This window comes from Rheinheimera marina (genome assembly GCF_042654345.1).
Lineage (GTDB): Bacteria > Pseudomonadota > Gammaproteobacteria > Enterobacterales > Alteromonadaceae > Pararheinheimera > Pararheinheimera marina.
Map to the genome: position 1 here is coordinate 163,834 of NZ_JBHSGB010000012.1, position 23,693 is coordinate 187,526.

Sequence of the window (23,693 nt, forward strand, 5' to 3'; positions counted from 1 at the left end):
ATGCCCGCTTTTACTTCTGAGCAGCAAACCCTTTCAGCCCTTGTTCAGTGCGTTTTACCGGCAAAATCAGCCCTTGCAGATCAAACTGCAGGTACTCAGCAGCCACCTGGCGTTGTTTGCCACAGGCCGAGTCGGCACTTTGCAGCCAGCGGTGGTAGAACAGCAGCCATTGGCCCTGGTACTGCACTATGGAGTGATGGTTATTGTTTTCCCCCTCCTGCGCCATAAACACCCCTTTGTAAGTCCAGGGTCCGGTTGGCGATGTGGCGGTGTAATACGCCAGCGATCTGTTGTTTTCCGGCATGGTGAAGTAATACAGACCATTGCGTTTAAACACCCAGGGGCCTTCCATTTTGGGCTCATACCCGCCCATATCCATTTTGATAAAGTCGCCTTTGGTGCTGAGTAAATCGTCCGCCAGCTCCACCACATAATAATCAAAGTCACGGCCGTGGAAATACAGCCAGTTGCGGCCGTCGTCATCAATAAACAGACTGGGATCGTTGGCATAAGGAGTGCGCCACAGTGGCGCCCCAATCGCGTCTTTAAAGGGCCCGGCCGGGTTGTCACTGACCGCAACGCCTATACCCATCCATTTCGTACTTTTTTCCGGCTGGCTGCGGTTCTTTACGCCGGTGCCAGCAGGGAACACCAGGTAGTACTTGCCGTTTTTATAGGCGGCGTCCGGTGCCCAGGCGTAGTTATCCGCCCAGCTGACAGCCTTTAAATCAAGCGCCGGACCATGCGCAGTCCAGTGCTGCAAGTCAGACGTTGAAAAAACCAGCCAGTCCTGCATATAAAAGTCTTGTTGGCATTCCAGGTCATGCGATGTGTACAGGTACAACCGACCATCGGGCCAGACATGAGCGGAGGGGTCTGCCACCCGTAGTTGCTCACCCAGAGGCAGTGGGTTGCCAGCCAGAGCCGCGCCGCTGACTAACCAGAGCCAGTTAAGGAGTTTTAGTCGCATCCGACAGCTCCTGTTGGCTTGGGGCACACTGTTGCTGCAGTTCGGGCCTTTTGGCCCAGGCTTTCAAAAAGGGTTTGCCTTCCGACTGATACCAGCCATAGCCTTGTTGCCGCTCCAGTGATAATTGGTTGACATCAGAGTATGTTTGACCATCACGGTCAAAAAACACCGGTTTTTCGTCAGTCAGGCTGTAAAAGCGCGCCCAGAGCAACTGGCCTTTGGCATCAACTAAAGACGAGCCGGTGGCGGTGCGTTGCCATTTTTTGTCTTTGATCTGATGCTGCTGCAGCCATAAAGCGCCATAACACAAAGTCTTCACTACACCAGGCTGATCACTGGCTTTCTCCAGCAACAACGCCAGCAACTTGGCGCTTTCGGTACTCACCAGACTGACCTGCTCAAACTTACGTGCGGCTACAGGTGCCAGCGTCAGCGGATGGTGCTGAGCAGCCCAGACCGTCGGCCGGCCATTCAGCACCACCACAGACTTCACCAAAAACTGCACACCGCGCCCAAAACCCTCGCGGGCCTGCTGCTGTTGCTCGCTACTAAACAGAGCCGACTCACTAATGTCCCACAGCAGGGTTAACAGGTCCGCCATCACATGGTCGTTCAGGGTGGCGGCGTCATGGTAGCCTCCTCTGAGCGGGTAATTCTGCGGAAAGCCGCCGTTAGGAAATTGCGCCTGCAGCATAAACTGCAGTGCATTGCCCAGGCTTTGGCGGATTTGCTGTTGCTGGGCGGCAGTCGCTTGTGGGAAATACTGCATCAGCCAGCGCATCTGACTGCTGGTGGCACCATTGTCGAATGTCGGAATATAACCAGGTTCAGACCCTGCCCACTGCCCTTTTGCGCGCGGCTGGCTCATGTCGGTTCTTTTGCTCCAGCCGCCACTTGGCGTCTGGTAACTCAGCACCGCCATCAGATCTGCCGTCGACCCAATCGCCTCCAGACCAAAGTTTTTCGCATGGCTGGCTTTCAGCGGTTTCGACAAGCCCAGGCTTTTCAGCTCCTGCTGCAGCTGCTGCTGGTCCTGCAGTTTCAACTGCTCCGATTGCTGCAAATACTGCTGCCAGGCTGAAGTTAAGGGTTGATCCTGCCAGTACGAAGAGCCCCAGACGGGGCTCCCCAATAGCAGCAGAAGCAATCCACTGCAACGGATCATCAGAAGGTCCCCCGCACACCTACCAGGAACTGACGGCCGGTCAGCAAATACTCCACCGGACGGGAAGTATAAACATCACTCCACTGCTCAGTCGCGGCGTTGGTCAGGTTAATCGCCTCAAAGCTCACCGACAGGTTTTTGCTCACTTTGTAGCGCGATGAGAAATTCAACTGACCTTTGTCTTCATAACCACGACCGAAGTTACCTTCGTCTTTGTATTTATCCAGATATTCCTTGATATAACGCTCGCGGAAGTTCCAGGAAAAACGGGCACTGAAATCGCCATGCTCGTAATACAAGGTGGTGTTATAGGCCAGGCGTGAGGTTTCTTCAGCCAGCAAACTCAGGGTCACGTCAGTTAATGGGTCCGCCAGATCTTTCATGTAATCAATCCAGGTCAGGTTGCTCTGAATACCAAAATGGTTCCAGGGTTCCGGCAGGAAGCTGAACGGTTGCTGATAAATAAATTCAGCGCCCCGCACGCCTTCAGCCGGCGTATTCATCAGTTGTGTCACTTCCCAGGTTACAGTCGCCGGGTCTGTGTCGCCTAAGTCGATGCCCAGCTGTGACAGTTGTTCACGACTGAACACCTGTGAGGTGGTGCCTTTTGACAAGCCGGTAATGTCTTTATAAAACACCGACAGAGCCAGCAGTGCTTCGTCGTCAAAGTACCATTCCAGCGCCAGATCGATCTGGTCAGATTCATACGGCATCAAGGTGGGGCCTGCGCCCATTTCGATGGTGGCCGTCGGATCTTTCGAATCCGGCGTATTCACTTTAATGGCGGACGCCAGGTCTGCAATAGCTGGCCGGGTAATAGCTTTGGCCAGACTCAGACGGGCGACGACGTCTTCAGTCAGATCATAGGCGAGGTTTAAACTGGGCAGAAAATCTTTGTTACTGCTATTGGTGTACCGCCAGCCGTAACCATCCGCCAAATCTGCGCCCGCACCGCGGCCAGCGGTGTAACCGTCGGCGTAGATATGGTCCAGATTGACAATGCCTGAAGTGTTTTCGTTATCCAGGTAACGGCCACCAATATTACCGCGTAGCTCTTTACCGGCCAGTTCAGTTTTAAAATCCAACTGCACAAAAACCCCTGACACTTTTTCTTCAATGTCGTAAGTGGCGTTGTAACGCTGCTTCGCCACAAAGAAGTCAGCCGCCGAGAAGGCGTTGTACACCTTTTGGTAGTCGGTGGTTAACCAGCTGTTGGAATCCAGCGTGGAGTTGCCCGGAATTGACGCCGCGTTGCCAAAATGCTGACCGGCGTCTGCCAGAGAGATGCCAAATAAGGCACCAGCCCGTTCAGCAGCAGGCAGCTTTTGCACCAGTGCTTCTGCCGCATCACCACTGGTTTTATTGGTGCTGGTGTTCAGCACTTTCCAGCCATTGTCATACTGCACGTTAGCGGTTTTAAAGGTACGGTGGTTCAGGCCCCACTTCAGCGTCAGTTCGTCATTCAGTTCATAGGCAAAATTCAATGAGAAGTTATTGTTTTCGCTGTTAATCTGCTGGCTGCGGTTACGCACCAGGCCCAGGCTGTACAAGCTTGGGTCCAGCATCAGTTGTTGCAGCTGCTCTTTGCTGTAGCTGCCACCAAAGGCCTGCGCTGGCGCAAAAGCAAAAGACGGCATATTCATGTTCATGCTGGCCGAACCAATACTGCTGCCGGTCTGGCTGAGCAGGCTGATCGGGTCAATTGAGCTGTCGTAGCTGTAGGCGAAAGTCGAGTTAAAGCTGTCCAGACCAAAGGTTCGCTGGTAAGGAATATCGAGATCAGATTTACCTGTCCCGGCCAGGAAACTGATTTTCAGTGCATCTGTTGCATGCCAGTCACCGGAGAAAGTCATCTGATTAAAGTCGGAGTTGGACACATCCTGCCGCGCCTCAGAACGAATAGGTACGCCAGACAAGGTTGCGGCCACCAGGGTGTTATTGGCATCCACCAGCAGGTTCTCCGCGTAGATACTGGTTTTACTGCTGACGTTGCCACGCAGCAAGGCGGAGTACTGGAACTCATCCATGGTACTGTCGAGTTTGGCCTGCAGAACATCCAGGTTCAGCAGTAAATCGTCGGTCGGCTGATACTGAAACGCTGCGGTCAGACCTAACCTGTCTTGTTGTTTGTTGAAGATGGAATACCGGGGAATACGCGGCAGCCAGATGCCTTCCATATTTTCATTGGTATAGACTCCTTTTGGGCTGAGCTGAGTGACTGGTGCTGCGGTCAGCAGATTGTCAGCCGAATCCTTCACCCAGGACGGGTTATTCACCGACCAGCGCACTGTAGTCGCGCCTTCACTTTGCACCAGACCTTCCGAATACGCTGCCGATACCAGCACACCAAATTTGTTGTCCCAGTTTTGACTGAACATCAACGAGCCACGCGGGGTGACTTCTTCCGCCACGTCGTTGTACCGGGCGTTCAGGTTGTACGCGAACTTGCTGTCCTGGTACTGGAAAGGCCGTGCTGTCTGCAGGTTCACATTGCCGGAAATACCGCCGTCTTCCAGCTCAGCTGCCACGGTTTTATTCACATCAATCTGGGTAAACAGCTCAGAGGCAAAGACGTTAAAGTCAAAAGCCCGGCTTTTATTGGCGCCGCCCGAAGCGTCTGTTGCGGCACCAGCAGAAGCTGACTCCATGCCGTTGATGGTGGTTTTGACAAAAGTGGCGCCCAGACCACGTAAACTGATCTGACGGCCTTCACCGGCGTCCTGTTCAATAGCCACACCAGGAATACGGGCCAGGCTGTCGGCCACGTTCAGGTCCGGAAATTTACCCAAGTCTTCAGCCAGAATGGTTTCTTTACTGCCAACCGCTTCACGTTTGGCCGACAAGGCCAGGCTCAGACTGCCGCGGTAACCTGACACCTGGATCACTTCGACATCCTGCTCTGTCGCGGTTTTGGTCTCCTGCTGTTGCTGCGCTACTACGGAGCCACTGCCCAGCGCCAGCCAAATAGCAAGGCTAAGCTTGCCCGGAAGAAAAGCTTTGTTCGTCATGTTTAATTCCCTGTTGTTTCTTTATTAAAATTGTTTTTTGTTTCCCCGTAGGGTCGGTGTGAGCAGGCTGAGTCCCCGTCTGACTACAACATTTCGCCCCATTGCCACCGGTAGCAAATAAGCGAAATACTAATCCCATTAAAAAAAGATCCCCCTGCCGGCAGAATCACGGCAGGGCAGCGCTGGATCAGAACAAGAAATCGGTTGCCAGAAAACCGGACTGACGCTGTTGCACCATATCCCGCACCAGCGCTATGCCCTGCTCTGTGCCTTTAATCGCCACCAGGGTCGGAATTGAAAACTGGTGCAGCGCATCCTGTACCGACAAGGTGCCTTCAGCAGAGTCCTTGCGGCCGGTAAAAGGAAAGGAATCCGGGCTGCGCTGACACTGGCTGTTGATATTGATCCGGCCCACCTGATTGGCAAATAAGTCCACCAAAGGCCCGATGGCCGCACCGTCCTGACCAAAAATACTCAACTGCTGGCCAAAGTTGCTGTGAATGACGTAATCAATCACTTCGCTGATATCGTCGTACGGCACCAGCGGCACCAATGGACCAAACTGCTCTTCCTGGTACAGCCGCATGCCCGGGTTAACCGGGTACAGCAAAGCCGGCTTCATTAAAGGCCCGGCCAGATCGCCACCGCCCGGGTTCTGCACTATCGCACCATTTGCCAGTGCATCCTCAATCAACGCCCGCATGGCCGCGGTTTTACCAGGCTCCGGCATTGGGGTAATTTGCGCACCGGCACGCCAAGGCATCGCCAACTGCAATTTATTGATTTCTGCACTGAGCAACGGCAGCAACGCCTCCACCTGCTGGCGCGGCGCAAAAATGATTTTCAGCGCCGTACAGCGCTGGCCGTTAAAGCTCAAAGCCCCGGCAATAATTTCTTTGGCCGTTGCGGCTAAATCAGCGCAAGGTAGCACTATGGCTGGGTTTTTCGCATCCAGGCCCAACACAGCTTTCAGCCGGTGCGGCTTAGGGTGCAGACGTTTTAAGTCGCTGGCGCCTTTATTGGTACCGATAAAGGCCAGCACATCCACTTTGCCGGTTTCCATCAGCGCACCCACAGTTTCACGGCCACGGCCATAAATCACATTAATAACACCGGCAGGAAAACAATCGGCAAAAGCCTGCAGCAGAGGTTCAATCAGCAAGACCCCGTATTTGGCGGGCTTAAATACCACAGTGTTGCCCATCATCAAGGCCGGGATCAGGGTGGTAAAAGTTTCATTCAGCGGATAGTTAAAAGGCCCCATACAAAGCACTACACCGAGCGGTACCCGGCGGATTTTACCTAACACGCCCTGCTCGCTGACAAAGTGGCTATCGGCTCTGTCCTGCAACTTCATCGCCTGCACTGTGTCACGAATGTAGTCACAGGTACGGTCAAACTCTTTGCTGGCATCTGCTGTATTTTTGCCAATTTCCCACATCAGCAGCCGGATCACGGCGTCCCGCTGTTTCAGCATGGCCGCCAGAAACGCTTCAATATGACGGATGCGTTCCAGCACCGGCAGCGTCGGCCAATGGCCGCGGCCCAAATCATAAGCCTTGACTGCGGCATCCAACGCCTGCAAGGCTGCGGCGCTGTCCATCAGCGGGGTCGCGCCCAGGATCACCGGGTTCAGGGTGTGGCTCTGTGCATCACGCACGCACACCGGGCTGACCACAGGAGCCAGTTCCCCCGGCCATTGCTGCAATGCACCAGCCACCAGATAATGCCGCTGCTCGAGCGCAACTGGCTGCGGGAATTCAGCCGCCAGCTCAGCGGCGGTCGGAAACAAATGGGTTAAATCAGACATAAAAGCTCCTTTTCGCAATAGGTGAATTGCGAACCCAGGCTGGGTTGCTGGCGTTATTGTTATAGTCAGGCCAGCTCCATTTTTTGCTACCTAATTCAGGCTATAGCGCTGCGTAAAAGCACGGAAATTGTCATGGCTAACGATTGCGCCTGTATGCTCCACTACAAAAGCGGCCAGCGCTGCAGCCAGTCGGGCGGCGGCTTTAGCGTCTTTACCCGCCAGACGGGCTGCCAGATAACCACCATTAAAGGAGTCACCGGCCGCTGTGGTATCCACCACTTTTTTCACTGTCACAGCAGGCATATGGAAGCTGTCAGCACTGGTGCGCACCGTCGCGCCGTCTTTGCCATTTTTCACCACGATTTCGGCCACACCCAGCTCTGCCAGCTGCGCCACCACATCGTCGATACTCTGGGCATTAAACAACACCTTGTGGTCGTCCAGCCCAGGCAACGCCAAATCGGATAACGCATAAGCGCGCACAAAAGCCGCTTTGCAGTCGTCCACACTGCGCCACAACGCAGGGCGGTAATTCGGGTCAAAGGCTACTTTCACGCCTGCCGCTTTCAGTTCAGCCAACAGGCCAAACAGTGATTCACGGTCAGCGTCCGGCAAAATCGCCAGGCTGATGCCGGAGAAATAAAACCAGTCACTGCTGCTGAGTTTGCCAAGCGTCAGTTGCTGCTGGTACAAAGCTATGGTTTGCTTGGCTGCCGAACTGTCGCGCCAGTACACAAAGCTGCGCTCGCCGAAACAGTCGGTGTTGATCATATAAAGTCCTGGCCGGGCAGTTTTGCTACGAAGCATCAGACTGCTGCCCAGTTTCTCCGCTTCCACCGCCGCCAGCAATTTATCGCTGATCAGATCAGTGCCTACAGCGGTAAAAAAGTCGACCTGCACAGCCGGGTTCATCCGCTTTAAATACACGGCGGTATTAAATACATCACCGGCAAAATTCTGGTGGTAGACGTTTTCCACCAGTTGGTACAACTCCACCATGCATTCGCCAAATACGATGACCCGACCCGTCATAAACTTCCCCTTGTTAAGCTGATTTGCGCAGAGGCGCAGATTTTTCGGCCAGACAGACGTTGGCCAGACGCACTGACTCGGCAGTCAGCGCCGTAATAGCCGTGTAATCACCGGCTTTCACCAGATCGGCTGGTGTCAGCCAGCTGCCGCCCACCACAAACACATTGGGCAAGCTCAGATACTCTGTCAGATTCGCTGCGCTGATACCACCAGTCGGACAGAAACGCACCTGCTGCAATATGCTGCGCACTGCGTTCAGCATAGGAGTACCGCCACTTAAGTTGGCCGGAAAAAACTTCAGTTCATTCAATCCCATCTCATGGGCCATCGCCATTTCAGACACGGTAGACACCCCCGGTGCCAACGGCAGTCCGGTGTCGATCATCGCTTGCAATAAAGCCGGCGTAGACGCCGGGCTGACCAGAAACTGGGCACCGGCATCTTTACAATCCTGCGCCTGTGCCGCGTTCAGCACTGTGCCAGCGCCAACAAGTACCGAAGGCAAAGCCGAACGAATGGCGCTGATGGCATCCAGTGCTTTTGGGGTGCGCAGCACCACTTCCACCGCACTTACCCCACCCTGGGCCAGCGCAGCGGCAATGTCCACCGCTTGCTGAGGTGTTTCAGTCTGAATAATCGGTAGTAAAGGGCAGCCATTTAACAAGCGGGACAAAGCGGTCATACAGGATCTCCATTAAGTAATAAATTCCATTGGGGCTGCACAGCATCAGTGGCCGACTGGTGGTTCAATAGGTCATAAGCACGGCTTAACGCCGTGACAAATGCCGGCTGTTGGCTCAGGCTGGCCGGAAACACGGCGTCCAGCGCCAACCAAAGAGGCACGTCGTTAGCCGCTTTGCCACTGCACTGCGCCGCAATCGCCAGCAATGACGCCGCCAGCGGGTCGACCAGAGGGACCGGCTCTGGCAGTTGCTGCTGCAAGACACGACGACGGATAAACTGCAACCAGCTGGCAATAGCGACAGCGAGCAGCCGCACCGGACGGCCAGCCTGTAAATTGTCTAGGATCACCGGGATAATGCGCATCGGCAGTTTTTGTGAACCGTCCCAGGCAATTTGCGCCAGCAAATGCCGCACTGACGGGTTTAAGAACCGCTGAAAAATAGCGGCGCTGTACTGGGCCAAATCCAGGCCCTGCAGTGCCGGTACTGAAGGTAAAATTTCTTGCTGCACCAGTTGTTTAACTAATGCGGATAACTCAGGGTGCGACATCGCATCCAGCACGGTTTCCAGACCAAGCAGCGAACCCAGATAAGCCAAGGTGGAATGTGGCGCGTTTAATAAGCGCAGTTTGGCTTTTTCAAAGGCGGTGACGTCCGGCGTAAAAATAACACCGGCCTGACGCCAGGCCGGTTGATTTGCCGGCAATACATCTTCTACCACCCACTGCACAAAGGCTTCGCGCTTAACAGGCCAGGCGTCGGTCAAGCCGGTGCGCTGCTGCACCAGCTCACGCAACGCATCGTCGGTGGCCGGTGTAATGCTGTCGACCATAGAACAAGGGCAAATCAGTTGCTGTAACGCCGCCAGGAAACCCGCCTGTTCGCGGTAGGCCAATGCATGCGCAGCAAAGCTTTGTACGGCTGCTTTGAGTTTGTGGCCATTGTCGGTCAGGTTGTCGCAGCTCATTAAGGTCAGCAGCGGCAAATTGGCCTGATAACGCAGGAACAAGGCCTGCACCAGCAAACCAATGGCAGACTCAGCCCTGACAGAGCCGTCCGGCTGCACTTCCACCAACGCCAGGTCAGCCGCCACCACCGGCAGCGTTAAATCCAGCTCACCACGGCCATTCAGGCAATAACCTTTTTCCGTAATAGTCATAGTGACATAACGGCACTGCGCGGCCGTTAACCGCGCCAGTACCTGACCGTACTGACTGGGTGCCACCAACACTTCGGCAATGGAGCCGACCAGTTCCAGTTCGGTCTGTTGTTCCATCGAAGCCACGTAGTAAAGGCCATCTTGTGGCTGCAAGGCGGCGGCCACATCGGCACTTCGCATCGACACCGCGCAAATGCGCCAGTCGCCGCCAGCCAATTGCATGGCTCTGTGGGTATACCAGGCCTGATGTCCACGGAAAAACGCGCCTGGGCCTAAATGCACCAGACCTATGGCCGGCGCTTCATTTTGCAGGTAGGCAGGCAACTGCGCCTGCGCCGTAGTGCGACTCAAACGACTCATAACTGATAAGCCTGCTTGGCTAAACGGTAAGTCAGGTCATGCGCCAACTGGTGGGCTTCGTCCTCGTTCAAACGGTGCTCGGCCACCAATTGCGCCAGGAAACGGCAGTCAATACGACGCGCCACATCGTGACGGGCCGGAATAGACAAGAACGCACGGGTGTCATCGTTAAAACCTACGGTATTGTAAAAACCAGCGGTTTCAGTGACCTGATGACGGAAACGCAACATGCCTTCCGGGCTGTCATGGAACCACCAGGCCGGGCCCAGTTTCAGCGCCGGGTAATGACCGGCCAAAGGCGCCAACTCGCGGGCATAGGTGGTTTCGTCCAGCGTAAACAGAATAATCTTCAGGCCGGCTTCGTTGCCATATTTCTGCAGCAGCGGTTTTAAGTTGCTGACATATTCGGTCGGGCTTGGAATGTCTGCGCCTTTGTCGGCACCAAAACGGTCAAAAATCACCTGGTTATGGTTGCGGTGCGCACCCGGGTGAATTTGCATGGTCATGCCATCTTCCAGACTCATACCGGCCATTTCGGTCAGCATCTGGCCACGGAACAACTCGGTTTCGTCCTGGCTGGCGGTACCAGCCAGACATTTGGCAAACAGGGCTTCTGCCTCTTTTAAAGGCAAATCAGCGGTTTTCGCTGTTGGGTGACCGTGATCGGTCGCCGTCGCGCCATGGTCGCGGAACGCGGCGCGACGAATACGCAGCGCCTGCAGGTAACCTGCCCAGCTTTGGGTGTCCTGCCCGGTCAGCTCGCCCAGTTTGGCGACGTTCGACGCAAAATCAGCAAGGTCAGCATCCACCACATCGTCAGGGCGGAAGGTGGTGATCACCCGTTTTTCATAACCGCTGCCTTTGAGTTTGGCATGGTGGCGCAAATCGTTCAGTGCGCCTTCGGTGGTGGCAATCACTTCAATATTAAACCGGTCCAACAGCGCACGAGGTTTATAGGCTTCGGTCGCCAGCGCCGCATTGATCTGGTCGTAGTACTGATCGGCAGTGTCCGGCGTTAAGGCTACCTTGAAACCAAACACGTCATGGAACACCGAATCCAGCCACATACGCGACGGCGTACCACGGAACAGATGGTAGTTTTCAGCAAAAATTTTGAAGATTTTACGGTAATCGGTTTCAACCGGACTGCCGTCTTTACGGCGAATGCCCAGTTGCTCCAGGCTGATGCCCTGGCTATACAGCATGCGGAACACATAATGGTCCGGCAATAAAAACAGACTGGTGGCATTGTCCCAGTTCTGGTTATCAGCAAACCAACGCGGGTCTGTGTGACCATGCGGGCTGATAATAGGCAAATCTTTGATTTCGGCATACAAACGGCGCGCGATATCACGTTGCTGTGGTTCGGCGGCAAATAAACGATCGGGATGTAAACTCAGCACTGTCATGATGTCTCTCTTAGCCTTGGGGCTGTGCTTATAAAGTCACGCCGTTTTTCCAGATGGCGATTTCTTTGTTCAAATACACTTCGTTGCGGGTGCGCTCTCCTGAGGCCACCGCCACTAAATAACGAAAAAATTCTTTGGCAAATTCAGTGACCGACTGACCCGGCTGCAACATGGCGCCAGCGTCGTAGTCAATCCAGGTTGGCTTGCGGGCAGCCAGTGCAGAATTGGAGGCAATCTTCACTGTCGGCACCGGGAAACCCAGCGGCGTACCGCGGCCTGTGGTAAACAGGATCAGCGTGGCACCAGCGGCAGTCAGCGCTGTGGACGACACCGCATCATTGCCCGGCCCCTGCAATAAGGTCAGGCCTGGCACTTTGGCCTGCTGACCGTAATCAATCACTTGCTCAACGATGGCCGAACCGCCTTTCTGAATAGCCCCTAACGACTTTTCTTCCAGTGTGGTGAGGCCACCGGCTTTATTGCCTGGACTTGGGTTTTCATACACAGGCTGATTGTTGGCAATAAAGTACTGCTTAAAGTCGTTTACCAGCTGCACTATGCCGTCGAACACCTGTTCGGTGCGGGCCCGAGCCATCAGCACCTGTTCGGCACCAAACATTTCCGGAGTTTCGGTCAGAATCACCTTGGCACCCGCCGCACTGGCTAAATCGGCAATCTGCCCTACCAGCGGATTGGCGGTCAGGCCACTGAAGCCATCCGAGCCACCGCATTTCATACCAAAACTTAATGCGGAGATTGGGCACTCGCTGCGCTCGTCCTGGCTCATCAGCTGCAAGAGTTGCTGCGCTGCTGCCAGGCCTTCTTCATCTTCGTCCGTCACCTGCTGAGCGTTAAAGGCACGAATGCGGCTTTGATCCAGATGCTCCAGCCCCATCAGCAAAGTGGTCAGTTGGTTGTTTTCACAGCCCAAACCGATAATCAGCACGGCACCAGCATTCGGGTTCTGCGCCAGGCCGGCCAGGATGTTGCGGGTGTGGCTTAAATCATCTCCCAGCTGAGAACAGCCAAAGGGATGCGTATAGGCAAAAACCCCATCAATATTCGGCAGTTGTTGCTGTTCAGCATACTGCTGCGCGGCTTTGGCAATGCGGCTGGCGGCCTGATTGACACAGCCCACAGTATTCAAAATCCACAGTTCATTGCGGGTACCGACCTGACCATTGCCGCGGCGGTAGCCTTTAAAATGGGTCGGTAAGTCGGCAGGGTAACTCAACGGGCTGGCCTGCAAGCCCTGGTAGCTATAATCCAGCTCGCCATCTAAAGCGGTTTTCAGATTGTGGCTGTGAATATGGCCACCGGCAGCCACATCCGCCGTCAGTACACCAATGGCATAGCCGTATTTGAGTACCTTGTCGCCCTCTGCCAACGCCGTTAATGCCAGTTTATGACCCGCCTGCACAGCGTCTGGCAGGCGGATATGCTGCCAGGGCTCAGGCAATTGCTGACCAGCGTCCAGGTTTTGCAGCGCCACCAGCACATTGTCACGTGGATGCACCTGCCAGACCAAAGCCTGCGGCGCACCGCTAATAGGCGCGCTGCAACTGGCTGCTGACTTTATTTCTGTACTCACTTTGTACCCTTATGGCTGCAATTATGCCGCCTGATTTATTTGTCTATCGGTAGCAAATTGGGCTAAAACTGTTTAGCCCACCGGACTAAATTGCCAGCTCTGGCCGTTCAGCTGCACCTGCTCAGTGCTGATCTGGCTCACCTGATCCAGCACCCCAACCGCTGCTGCCTTGGCTTTGACTTTGGACAATTGAATGCGGCCAATAGGCGCATCGGCAAAACCACGCAGTTCAAATAAACGTTCGGCCTGGCCTATCTCTACATTGTGCAGCGAGACATTACGCACTTGAGGCAGGAAAGCACCGTTGTGGCCTTCTTCATAAAAATAGTTGATGACTATGGCATCTTTCACCTGACCAATCACAATGTCACGCAGCGCCACCGTATCAATATCACCACCACGCATCGCATTGGTTTTAATGCGCAGGCCACGGTCTAATTCCGGGCTGCTCATGACCAGGCGGCGGGCAAAAATGGCTTTGGCGCCACCCGAGATTTCACTGCCAAGCACCACACCACCGTGGCCGGCTTTCATCACACAATCCTGGATCAGCACTTGTTGAACCGGCGCGGCAAAACGGCGGCCATCGGCATTGCGGCCAGATTTCAGCGCAATGCAGTCGTCGCCGGTGTCAAATTCACAACCTTCAATCAACACCCGTTGACAGGATTCCGGGTCGCAGCCATCCGAATTTGGTCCATGGCTGATGCATTTGACGTTACGTACTGTTAAGTCCTGCGTCAGCACCGGATGGATCAGCCAGAACGGTGAATTGGTCAGGGTCAGACCTTCAATCAGCACTTGCCGGCAGTCATAGGTTTGCAGCATAGGTGGACGCAGGAAGTTGGGTGTCAGCACCCGCTGCTCAGCAGGCACGCCCTGCTCTGTCATTTGCATCAGCAAATCACGGCCAGCTTTTTGTTCCTGCTGTGGGTTTATCTGCCAGGGCGTGTGTTTCCATACGCCTTTCCAGGGCCACCAATGCTGATTACTGCCGCCACCATCAATACGGCCTTCACCTGTGATAGCAATATTCTTCGCCTGGTAAGCGTAAATCAGTGGCTGATAGCCCATCAGCTCCATGCCTTCCCAGCGGGTATGCACATAAGGCAGGTATAGTTCTGGCTCCGGCACAAACTGCAGCAAGGCGTCTTTGGCCAGATGCAGTTCAACATTGGACTTCAGTGCAATAGCGCCACAAGGCCAGACCCCGGCACTAAGCAACACCCGACCACCGCCTTGTTGGTGACATAAATCAATCAGTGCCTGTAAAGCCTGACGGTTATGCCGGGCCAGACTGACGGCCTGAATGGCTTCGGCCTGACTGGATACAGTCTGAACCTGATGAGCGCTGGCCTGATAGACTTTCGGCGGGATCGCTACAGGCTTCACAGAGGCTTCAATAGCGTCAGCCTGCTGCCACAACTGCTCCAGCTCGGTGCTTTGCCCAGCTGTGCCCGCTGCACTGCAATGGCTTAGCAGTACCGGGGCCGTTAATGCCAGGGAGCTTTTCAGAAAATCGCGTCTGTCCATCCGGGTCACTCTTGTCAGGCCCTGATCACGGCCATTTATCTTGTTATGAATTCATCTTAAAACAACATGCCACCGGTAGCAATATGACAATTTCATTTTATGCCACCGATGGACAAATTAATTAGAGCCTCAGCTCGAAGCAGCCTGAAACCAAGCCCCTACCTGCTGTTTAACTGTATTTCAGTGTGGAATCCCGCACTACCAGCGTAGGGGCAACTTTGGCTGCGACATGACGAGCCGCCGAGTCATTGTCTTCAATGCTCATAATGATTTTGGTGGCGGCCAGTTGTGCCATTTGCCGCACCGGACGGCGGATAGTAGTCAGCGCCGGGATCACCCGGCTGGCCAGTAAGTTGTCATCGAAACCCGCCACTGACAGTTCCTCCGGCACTTTAATGCCCAGCGCATGCGCCGCCTTCAGCACACCGGCGGCCATTTGGTCGTTGTAGGCAAACACAGCTGTCGGCCGTTCCTGCTGACTTAACAGCTGCATGGCGCATTGGGTGGCGGCATCGTACGAGCTGTCACTTTCCAGCACCCAGTCTGCTTTAAGTTTAATGCCGTAGGCCGACAAACCCAGTTCAAAACCATTCAGACGTTCGACCGAGGATTTGTAGCGTAACGGACCGCTGATATAAGCAATATGCTGGTGACCCAACTGCGCAAAATACCGCGCCATTTCGGCAGCCGCAGCTCTGTCATCAGACACCACAGAGCGGCTGGGTTCGTCCAGCATCACCGACGTCAGCCGCACATAAGGCTGACCGGCCTGATCCAGCGCATGTGCCAGATGTTCCAGCTCGGACACCGGCGGCAGAATAATCACGCCATCCAGTTTGGAGCGGTTAATGAAGGTGAAACAATCCTGCACCAGAGTCTCACTGCGATAACGGCACGGATGCACCACCAGCTCGTAACCGCGTTGCGAGCAGATCTCCAGCACACCACGCTGCACGTCATCCAGATACAAGGCGTCCGGGTTGTCATAAATCAGCCCAAGCAAAAAGGAGCGACTGGACGCCAGGCCTCTGGCTTGCGGGCTGGGGGTGTAATTCAGTTCAGCAATCACCTTTTCCACCCGAACCCGGGTGGCTTCGCCCACACTGACAGAGCCATTCAGCACCCTGGATACCGTGCGTTTGGACACGCCGGCAATACGGGCCACATCATTGATGGTCGAGGTTTTCAGTGTGATCAAAGGTGTTACTCCATGGTTAAAAAAGGTCAGCTACTGCAAACCCGCCGCCATTCTATCCTGAACTGTAAAACTGAAGCCAGCTGCACCCATTGGCTTACAAACCGAAGGCCTGCGGCAACCATTCGCTGATTGCCGGTACATAGGTAATCAGCAACAAAACGGCAATCATGGCCAGGTACATCGGCAACAAAGGCCGCAGTAACTGCTCCAGCTTGACCTTGGCCACAGCACAGGCGACAAACAACACACTGCCGACCGGCGGAGAAATCAGGCCAATCGACAGGTTCAGGATCATCATGATGCCGAAGTGCAGCGGCGACATTCCCAGTTCCATCGCTACCGGCAGGAAGATTGGGGTAAAGATCAGCACTGCAGGCGTCATATCCATAAAAGCGCCCACCACCAGCAAAATCACATTAATCAGCAGCAGGATTAGGATCGGGTTTTCGCTTAAGGTCAGCAAACCCGCACTGACCGATTGTGGGATGTTCTCATACGACAAAATCCACGACATGGCCGCTGAGGTGGCAATCAATGCCAGCACTATCGCCGTCGTTTCTGTGGATTTCAGCAGAATTTTGCCAAGGTCCGCCAACGCCACCTCTTTATAAATCAGCACCGCCAGCACAAAGGAGTACACCACAGCGATAGCTCCGGCTTCTGTGGCGGTAAAAGCACCGCTGATAATGCCGCCAATCACCAGTACTATCATCAGCATGCTGGGAATGGCAGCCGCCACTTTTGGGATCACCACCGACAAAGGCAAACGGGCAGCCACAGGAAAACCTTTGATTTTGGCGTACCCGGCACAGACAATCATCAACGCCAGACCCAATAAAATACCTGGCAGGTAACCGGCAACAAATAAAGCTGCAATCGAAACACCGCCACTGGCAATGGCGTACACAATCATAATATTGCTCGGCGGGATCAGCAGACCTGTGGTTGAAGCCGCCGCCGTCACTGCGGCACTGTAACTGTCGTCATAGCCCTGCTTTTTCATTTCCGGCAACATAAAGCTGCCGATGGCTGAGGTAGCTGCCACTGCAGAACCTGAAATGGCGCCAAACAGCATGCAAGACACTACATTCACCACCGCCAGGCCACCTGGCAAGGCGCCCACCAAGGCCATGGCGCATTCAATCAGCCGTTTAGCAATACCGCCCCGCCCCATCAGCAAACCTGACAACACAAAAAACGGAATAGCCAACAAGGCAAAGCTGTTCAGCCCACCCGCCATCCGTTGTGCCAGCGTCGTAATAGCGGGCATCAGGTCCATGCTCAGTAACATAGTCGCCAGGGTAGCCAGGCCAATACAAAATGAAATAGGCACGTTCATAAATAACAGGACAAAAAACAGCCCTAATAACACCAATGCAGACAATTCCATTATTCCGACTCCGCACAATCCAGTGGCTTACCGCGCCACAAACACAGCAACTGGCAATAGCCATACACCGCAATCAACAGGCCCGTCAGTGGCAACACCAGATAAATCCAGCCCATACCAATGCCAAGAGCCGCCGACATCTGATCCAGCTCAAAGGCCAGCCGCACCAAAGCGCCGCCGCCCACCACCAACACAGACACGGCAAACAGCACCACACAGCTGGTCAGTACTATCGCCATCTTGTGCTGCGCTTTGGCTGGCAGTTTGCTGGTCAGAATATCCAGCCCGAGGTGCTGGCCAGTGCGATAGGCCCAGGCCGCACCGAGCATGCCAATCCACAACAACAGCGTACGGGCTATTTCTTCGGTCATCGAACTTGGGCTGCCTAACACAAAACGGGACACCACCTGCCAGCACACCACCAGCACAATGGCGGCCATCAGGCCAATCAGCAGCCGGCGCAGCAATTGGTCAATCCAGAATAACGACTTAGTCATGGGCGGCCTCCTCTGCAGCAGCTGGCAGTGGAGCCGCAGTGGCCACTGGTTGCACCTGATTAATTGCGCTGATTAAATCACCCACCATGCTGCCCGCCAGGCTTTGATGCAGTGGCTGAACGGCCTGGATAAAGGCGGTTTTATCCGGGTAAATCACTTCCACCCCAGCCGCTTTCACTTTGGCCAAAGCGTCGGCAGTAGAGGTCTTCCAGGCCTGGCGCTGGAACACCACAGAATCGGCAACCGCCTGTTGCAACCAACCTTGCTGCTGTGGCGTCAGGCTGTCCCAGATGTGCTGACTCATCAGGATCAGGTCCGGCACGCTGGTATGTTCATCCAGCAGGTAGTACTTACACAGCTCGTAATGGCGGGATAAATAAAAACTTGGCGGGTTGTTCTCGGCACCGTCCACCACTCCTTGTTGCAAGGCCGTGTAGAGCTCACCCCAGTCAACCGGCGTGGCGGCACCGCCCAGTGTCTGCACCATTTGCACGGCAGTCTGGCTGTTCGGCACGCGGAATTTCAGGCCGGCTAAATCAGCCGGGCTGCTGATCTTCGCTTTGGTGGTATAAAAACTGCGGCTGCCGGCGTCGTAATAGCCCAGGCCCTTCAACCGCACCGGCGACAAATCTGCCAGCAGCTTCTGGCCTATCGGACCTTCCAGCACCTGCCATAAATGCGCTTCATCGCGAAACACATAAGGCACACTGAACACCTGCATGCTGGGTGCAAAACCCTCCAGCGGTGCTGCCGACACTTTGGTCAACGCCAGTGAGCCGATTTGCAGCAGCTCGATCAGCTCTCGCTCTGAGCCCAGCTGACCACCGCTGTACACCTGAATTTTCATGCTGCCACCAGAGTAATACTCCAACCGCTCCGCCATGTTCAACATGGCTTTATGCACCACATGTTCCTGATCCAGCGAATGTGCCATCCGCAGTGTCAGCGTCGGCTCAGCCTGCTGACAGCCGGACAGCAACCAGCAGCAGGCTGCCAGGCTATACCACCATTTCATCGTCTACTCCCCTGTTGCAAACAGTCCGGGCTCTTTGTATTTAATGCGGCCCGGTCCTGAGGAAAAACCGGTTAGCGCAAAGCGCTGGCCGGGAATTTATCCATATCGTTATAGTCGTGATTCTCGCCCGCCATGCCCCAGATAAAGGTGTAACTGCCAGTGCCACAACCGCTGTGAATTGACCAGGGCGGTGACACCACCGCCTGCTCATTGCCAACCCAGATATGCCGGGTTTGCTGTGGTTCGCCCATAAAGTGGCAAACCTGCTGGCCTTCAGCCAGGCCAAAGTAGTAATAGGCTTCCATCCGGCGGTCATGCTGATGCGCTGGCATGGTGTTCCAGACACTGCCAGGTTCCAGCACAGTCAGGCCCATTTGCAGCTGGCAGGTGTCAACCACACCGCGGATCATCAACTGATAAATCTGCCGTTTGTTGCTGGTTTCCAGCGCGCCCATCTCCAGTACAGTGCACTGCGCCATGGTGATATGCCGGTTCGGATACTGATGATGCGCCGGAGTGGAGTTCAGGTAGAAACGGGCCGGATTGGCCGCATCATCACTGTGAAAACTGACGTCTTTTGCCCCTTTACCGACATAGAGCGCTTCGCGAAACTGCAGCGGATACTCAGTGCCATCGACCCGGACTACACCTGCACCACCTGTATTGATCACACCCAGCTCGCGCCGCTCCAGAAAGTAATCGGCTTTCAGAGCGTCCACCGTCTGCAACAGCACAGGCGCTTTCACCGGTACAGCACTGCCGACTATCAGCCGCTCATAATGGGTGTAATTCAGCACCAGCTGGTCGGCCTGCATCAGGTTGTCGACCAGAAAATGCTGGCGTAATTTTTCGGTATCATAGTGCCGCACATCGTCTGGATGAGTGGCATAACGTTGGGTAAATACAGGGTTCATCTTCACTCCACTTAATAAATTCAATTGCCGGTTTAACGGGCTAACCAGCCACCGTCCACCGCCAGTACGTGGCCATGCACATAGTCACTGGCTTTTGACGCAAGAAATAGTACTGCCCCGGCTAAATCTGCCGGTTCACCCCAACGACCCGCCGGTAACCGAGCCAGAATTTGTTGGTTGCGTTCGGCGTTGGCTTGCAGTGCCGCGGTATTGTCGGTACGGAAATACCCAGGTGCAATGGCGTTCACATTCACGCCCTGGCCCGCCCATTCATTGGCCAAGGCCCGGGTGAGCCCGACCACGGCATGTTTGCTGGCGGTATAGGCCGGTACGGTAATGCCGCCACTGTACGACAGCATGGAAGCGATATTAATAATTTTGCCCTGGCCCCGCTCCAGCATGGCTTTACCCAGTTGTTGGCTGAGCAAAAAGCTGGCGTCCAGGTTCACCGCCAGGTTTTGCTGCCAGTCACTAAAGGCAAAATCTTTCGCCGGCGTGCGGCTGATGGTGCCGCCACAGTTGACCAGAATATCCACCTGCCCGGCTTGCTGCTGTACTTGCGCTGCCAAAGCCAGCACCGCATCGGCATCGGCCAGGTCGGCAAAGAGTGCATGAGCCTTGCCACCGGCTGCCTTGATTTGCGCCACAGTCTCTGCACTGCCGCCTTCGCCGGAGCTTGCACACCAGACTTCAGCCCCGGCTTGTGCCAGCGCCACAGCAATGGCCTGACCCAAACCACGGCTGGCGCCTGTAACCAAAGCTTTTTGTCCGTTTAAGCCAAATAACTGCTCAAGTATCATGCCTTTCAACTCCTTTACCTTTACGTAAACTTCCTCTGGCGCTGACGCCAAGGTAAATTATAACTATATGAAATTAAATAAAAATAACCAATAACCTTAGTTTTGTTACAACTATTTCAGGTTTTTTTCTGTTCAATATTTGACAGTAATTATGGCTTGGTGTTAGCTTTTTGCCATCGGTGGCAATAAAACGCAAGCTAATTTTGCCACCGATAGACAAAATAATAAATTTCAATCAACAGGGCTCAGTTTGTATCGGGCCATGCTAAAAAGTCGGCAGCCAAGACTGCTGAAAAAGTAAAAAAACCAGACAAGGAATACAACATGGCAGCTCAAGCACAGGCATTTCGCCTTCATCCACTCGTGCTCGCAATGACAATAGCGGCAGGCAGCACTTCAGTGTTTGCAGATCAACAGGCCGATACCACTGCAGCCAAAGCTAAAGCCGAAGAAAATGTTGAAGTGATTCAGGTCACAGGCAGCTTCCGCGACAGCTTATCCAACGCTCTTAACGTGAAACGTCAGTCGGACAGCGCCATCGATTCCATTATGGCCGAAGACATTGCCGACTTTCCTGATTTAAATCTGGCCGAGTCGCTGCAACGTATTCCTGGTGTCGCTATCAGCCGCGCTGCCGGTGAAGGCCGCCAAATCACAGTACGTGGTTTAGGCCCGGATTTTACCCGTGTCCGTATTAACGGCATGGAAGCCATTTCCACCAGCGGTGGTACTGACCAGATTGGTGGCGCCAACCGTGGCCGTGGTTTTGACTTTAATACCTTCTCGTCGGACTTATTCAGCTCACTGACGGTTCGTAAAACGGCCAGTGCCGATGTGGAAGAAGGCTCATTAGGCTCAACAGTGGACTTACGCGCCGCCCGTCCATTTGACTACGAAGGTTTTACCTTCACCGCAGCAGGCCAGTTGGGTTACAACGATTTGTCAGAAGAAAACGACCCGAAAGCCTCTTTCCTGATCAGCGACCATTTCCTCGACGGTAAATTTGGCGCCTTGTTTTCTGCATCATTTTCACAGCGTAACTTAAAAGACCAGGGCTCCAGTACAGTGCGCTGGGACAACGTCAATGACTTTGGTTTTTACCAGGGCTCAGCCACGGCGACAGAACTGAATGACATCAACAATGCATTCCGTCCACGTTTACCGCGTTATGACTCCTACACCCATGATATGGACCGCATTGGTTTAAGCTCAGCCTTCCAGTTCAGACCGAATGAAGACACCAAAATTGACCTGGACCTGTTGTACGCTAAAACAGACGCCACCCGGAATGAAGTGTTTTTACAGGGCATCCTGAACTCAGGCGCCAACAGACCGACCACTGCTACAGCGGCTACCAGCAACACAGGTGCGATGAATGTGGTCGATTACTACATTGATGACACCAACACCATGACTTATGGTGCTTTTGAAAACGCCACCATTCGTGCGGAAAACCGTTTTGACGAACTGGGCACTGAGTTTAGCCAGGCCAACCTGAACTTCAGCCATTACATTAGTGACGACTGGAAAATCGAAGCCATGGTAGGCAGCGCCACCTCTAAATTCGACAACCCGGTGCAAACCACCCTGGTGATGGAAAAACGTGGTGTGGATTTCAGCTACGACTACCGTGGCGCTGGCCGAGAAAACCCAAGTCTGGTATTTGGTGACGGCGTGTTCGACCCCACCGGCTGGACATCAAACTCTGTACGTTTACGCCCACTGGGTGCAGAAAACGGTTATGACACCGCCGAAGTGAACCTGAGCTGGACCTTAACCGACAGCATCACCTTAAAAGCCGGTTTGCATTACAAAGATTTCAGCTTCGAAACGTATGAAGCCCGCCGCGCTTCTGAAAACGCCGGTGGCGTCATTTACACCGCCGATCTGATCAAAGAATACGATTCAGGTTTAGGCTCACAGCCTGTCTGGTTGGTGCCTGACTTTGATGCAGTGAATGCCGCCTACAACATTTACGGCAATACCGGCGTGTTTGAAGTCAGTAAAGACTTCCGCCGCGACGACAACTATTCAGCCGAAGAAGAAACCACAGGCGCTTACCTGATGGCGTCTTTTAATACCGAACTGAACGAAGCGCCGTTCTGGGGTAATGTCGGCGTGCGTCATGCCAGCACCGATCAAAGCTCTACCGCCTGGGCCACTATCGGCGGGTCTGCGCAGGAAATCACCGTGGATCACAGCTACGACGAGCTGCTGCCGTCACTGAACCTGAACTGGGAGCCAGTGGAAGACTTTATCGTACGTTTCGGTTATGCCGAAGTGATGGCCCGTGCCGGTCTGTCTTCTATCCGTCCAAACGTATCTGTCTCCGTCTCTGGCAGCGCCATGTCAGTCAGCGGCGGTAACCCCTACCTGGAACCGACCAAAGCCAAAACCTATGACTTAGGCCTGGAGTATTACTTCAGCGACGAATCCATGCTGGCGCTGGCCTTGTTCCAGAAAGACATCGACAGCCATGTGCAGTCACTGCGTGAAACCAAGCCATTTACAGAAACAGGTTTACCTCTGCAGGCGGCCATTGATGCCTGTAACGGCGGACCAAGTGGCTATGGTGAATCCTGTAATGAAAACCTGGAATGGTCCGTCACCACGCCACTGAACGGCCCTGGCGGCGACTTAAAAGGGTACGAAATTTCGTACCAGACTCCATTCAGCATGCTGCCTGAGTTCTGGAATCGCTTTGGTTTTATCGGTAACCTCACCCACGTATCGGCTGAGATGGATTACATCAATACGGCTGGCGAGGTGCAGGCGACCCGTGACCTGACTGGTTTGTCACGCAAGACTATTGCGGCCACCTTGTATTACGAGCATGAAGCGCTGAATGCCCGTGTCAGCATGGCCAAACGTGACAAGTACCTGACCACCGCCATTGGCCGGAATAACAACGATATGGAAGGCACCAACGCCACCACCAATATCGATGCGTCCATCAGCTACGACCTGACCGAGCAATGGAAACTGACCTTTGAAGCGCTGAACCTGACGGATGAAGTGGATGACCAATGGGTAGACAGCGCGGGTAACCGTCTGACCTATTACCATGAAACCGGCCGTCAGTATTACCTGGGTGCTCAATACAAGTTCTGATCCCTCCCGGATGGTGAGGGCACACTCACCCTCGCCTAAGATGGTTGC

At 54.3% G+C, this 23,693-nt stretch carries 17 protein-coding genes; 1 reads left to right on the top strand and 16 read right to left on the bottom strand.

Annotated elements, in window-relative coordinates:
* Positions 1 to 10: 10 nt before the first annotated feature.
* The 16 genes from ACFO3I_RS14040 to ACFO3I_RS14115 all read right to left on the bottom strand — a co-directional run bounded on the left by ACFO3I_RS14040 (position 11) and on the right by ACFO3I_RS14115 (position 20,534).
* The gene (locus ACFO3I_RS14040; protein ID WP_377334919.1) at positions 11 to 970 is read right to left on the bottom strand and encodes a family 43 glycosylhydrolase; all 960 of its coding nucleotides are present in this window, start codon (positions 968 to 970) and stop codon (positions 11 to 13) included.
* Positions 951 to 2,135, bottom strand: coding sequence for a pectate lyase (gene pelA / locus ACFO3I_RS14045; RefSeq protein WP_377334921.1), 1,185 nt, complete (start codon positions 2,133 to 2,135; stop codon positions 951 to 953). Before pelA ends, ACFO3I_RS14040 begins: the two co-directional genes overlap by 20 nt.
* Entirely contained in the window at positions 2,135 to 5,143 is a 3,009-nt protein-coding gene (locus tag ACFO3I_RS14050) for a TonB-dependent receptor (RefSeq protein WP_377334923.1), read from the bottom strand. The genes pelA and ACFO3I_RS14050 overlap by 1 nt, the downstream gene beginning before the upstream one ends.
* Positions 5,144 to 5,330: 187 nt before the next feature.
* On the bottom strand, positions 5,331 to 6,953 hold the full coding sequence (locus ACFO3I_RS14055; RefSeq protein ID WP_377334925.1) for an aldehyde dehydrogenase family protein: 1,623 nt from the start codon (positions 6,951 to 6,953) through the stop codon (positions 5,331 to 5,333).
* A gap of 90 nt (positions 6,954 to 7,043) precedes the next feature.
* On the bottom strand, positions 7,044 to 7,985 hold the full coding sequence (locus tag ACFO3I_RS14060) for a sugar kinase (RefSeq protein WP_377334927.1): 942 nt from the start codon (positions 7,983 to 7,985) through the stop codon (positions 7,044 to 7,046).
* A gap of 13 nt (positions 7,986 to 7,998) precedes the next feature.
* Entirely contained in the window at positions 7,999 to 8,667 is a 669-nt protein-coding gene (gene eda, locus ACFO3I_RS14065) for a bifunctional 4-hydroxy-2-oxoglutarate aldolase/2-dehydro-3-deoxy-phosphogluconate aldolase (RefSeq protein ID WP_377334929.1), read from the bottom strand.
* A complete protein-coding gene (locus tag ACFO3I_RS14070; protein ID WP_377334931.1) occupies positions 8,664 to 10,187 on the bottom strand; it encodes a mannitol dehydrogenase family protein in 1,524 nt (507 codons plus the stop codon). The genes eda and ACFO3I_RS14070 overlap by 4 nt, the downstream gene beginning before the upstream one ends.
* Positions 10,184 to 11,596, bottom strand: a complete 1,413-nt coding sequence (uxaC, locus tag ACFO3I_RS14075) for a glucuronate isomerase (RefSeq protein WP_377334933.1) — start codon at positions 11,594 to 11,596, stop codon at positions 10,184 to 10,186. Before uxaC ends, ACFO3I_RS14070 begins: the two co-directional genes overlap by 4 nt.
* A 28-nt stretch (positions 11,597 to 11,624) precedes the next feature.
* Complete coding sequence (locus tag ACFO3I_RS14080; RefSeq protein WP_377334935.1) at positions 11,625 to 13,187, bottom strand: UxaA family hydrolase; 1,563 nt, start codon at positions 13,185 to 13,187, stop codon at positions 11,625 to 11,627.
* Between the two features lie 72 nt (positions 13,188 to 13,259).
* A complete protein-coding gene (locus ACFO3I_RS14085; protein ID WP_377334937.1) occupies positions 13,260 to 14,720 on the bottom strand; it encodes a glycosyl hydrolase family 28 protein in 1,461 nt (486 codons plus the stop codon).
* A gap of 169 nt (positions 14,721 to 14,889) precedes the next feature.
* The gene (locus ACFO3I_RS14090; RefSeq protein ID WP_377334939.1) at positions 14,890 to 15,918 is read right to left on the bottom strand and encodes a LacI family DNA-binding transcriptional regulator; all 1,029 of its coding nucleotides are present in this window, start codon (positions 15,916 to 15,918) and stop codon (positions 14,890 to 14,892) included.
* Between the two features lie 94 nt (positions 15,919 to 16,012).
* Entirely contained in the window at positions 16,013 to 17,308 is a 1,296-nt protein-coding gene (locus tag ACFO3I_RS14095; protein ID WP_377334941.1) for a TRAP transporter large permease, read from the bottom strand.
* Positions 17,308 to 17,805 carry a TRAP transporter small permease gene (locus ACFO3I_RS14100; RefSeq protein ID WP_377334943.1) on the bottom strand — a complete coding sequence of 166 codons (498 nt, stop codon included), beginning with the start codon at positions 17,803 to 17,805 and terminating at the stop codon, positions 17,308 to 17,310. The genes ACFO3I_RS14095 and ACFO3I_RS14100 overlap by 1 nt, the downstream gene beginning before the upstream one ends.
* Complete coding sequence (locus ACFO3I_RS14105) at positions 17,798 to 18,820, bottom strand: TRAP transporter substrate-binding protein (protein WP_377334945.1); 1,023 nt, start codon at positions 18,818 to 18,820, stop codon at positions 17,798 to 17,800. Before ACFO3I_RS14105 ends, ACFO3I_RS14100 begins: the two co-directional genes overlap by 8 nt.
* Before the next feature lie 71 nt (positions 18,821 to 18,891).
* Complete coding sequence (kduI, locus tag ACFO3I_RS14110) at positions 18,892 to 19,734, bottom strand: 5-dehydro-4-deoxy-D-glucuronate isomerase (protein ID WP_377334947.1); 843 nt, start codon at positions 19,732 to 19,734, stop codon at positions 18,892 to 18,894.
* A 32-nt stretch (positions 19,735 to 19,766) separates the two neighbouring features.
* Positions 19,767 to 20,534, bottom strand: coding sequence for an SDR family oxidoreductase (locus ACFO3I_RS14115; protein WP_377334949.1), 768 nt, complete (start codon positions 20,532 to 20,534; stop codon positions 19,767 to 19,769).
* Positions 20,535 to 20,858: 324 nt separating this feature from the next.
* Here ACFO3I_RS14115 and ACFO3I_RS14120 point away from each other — a divergent pair, with 324 nt between their 5' ends.
* A complete protein-coding gene (locus ACFO3I_RS14120) occupies positions 20,859 to 23,645 on the top strand; it encodes a TonB-dependent receptor (RefSeq protein ID WP_377334951.1) in 2,787 nt (928 codons plus the stop codon).
* Positions 23,646 to 23,693 lie beyond the last annotated feature (48 nt).

Bases quoted from the DNA above. Each gene is read 5' to 3' on its own strand.
- ACFO3I_RS14040 (WP_377334919.1), bottom strand. From the start codon at position 970: ATGCGACTAAAACTCCTTAACTGGCTCTGGTTAGTCAGCGGCGCGGCT.
- pelA (WP_377334921.1), bottom strand. From the start codon at position 2,135: ATGATCCGTTGCAGTGGATTGCTTCTGCTGCTATTGGGGAGCCCCGTC.
- ACFO3I_RS14050 (WP_377334923.1), bottom strand. From the start codon at position 5,143: ATGACGAACAAAGCTTTTCTTCCGGGCAAGCTTAGCCTTGCTATTTGG.
- ACFO3I_RS14055 (WP_377334925.1), bottom strand. From the start codon at position 6,953: ATGTCTGATTTAACCCATTTGTTTCCGACCGCCGCTGAGCTGGCGGCT.
- ACFO3I_RS14060 (WP_377334927.1), bottom strand. From the start codon at position 7,985: ATGACGGGTCGGGTCATCGTATTTGGCGAATGCATGGTGGAGTTGTAC.
- eda (WP_377334929.1), bottom strand. From the start codon at position 8,667: ATGACCGCTTTGTCCCGCTTGTTAAATGGCTGCCCTTTACTACCGATT.
- ACFO3I_RS14070 (WP_377334931.1), bottom strand. From the start codon at position 10,187: ATGAGTCGTTTGAGTCGCACTACGGCGCAGGCGCAGTTGCCTGCCTAC.
- uxaC (WP_377334933.1), bottom strand. From the start codon at position 11,596: ATGACAGTGCTGAGTTTACATCCCGATCGTTTATTTGCCGCCGAACCA.
- ACFO3I_RS14085 (WP_377334937.1), bottom strand. From the start codon at position 14,720: ATGGACAGACGCGATTTTCTGAAAAGCTCCCTGGCATTAACGGCCCCG.
- ACFO3I_RS14095 (WP_377334941.1), bottom strand. From the start codon at position 17,308: ATGGAATTGTCTGCATTGGTGTTATTAGGGCTGTTTTTTGTCCTGTTA.
- ACFO3I_RS14100 (WP_377334943.1), bottom strand. From the start codon at position 17,805: ATGACTAAGTCGTTATTCTGGATTGACCAATTGCTGCGCCGGCTGCTG.
- ACFO3I_RS14105 (WP_377334945.1), bottom strand. From the start codon at position 18,820: ATGAAATGGTGGTATAGCCTGGCAGCCTGCTGCTGGTTGCTGTCCGGC.
- kduI (WP_377334947.1), bottom strand. From the start codon at position 19,734: ATGAACCCTGTATTTACCCAACGTTATGCCACTCATCCAGACGATGTG.
- ACFO3I_RS14115 (WP_377334949.1), bottom strand. From the start codon at position 20,534: ATGATACTTGAGCAGTTATTTGGCTTAAACGGACAAAAAGCTTTGGTT.
- ACFO3I_RS14120 (WP_377334951.1), top strand. From the start codon at position 20,859: ATGGCAGCTCAAGCACAGGCATTTCGCCTTCATCCACTCGTGCTCGCA.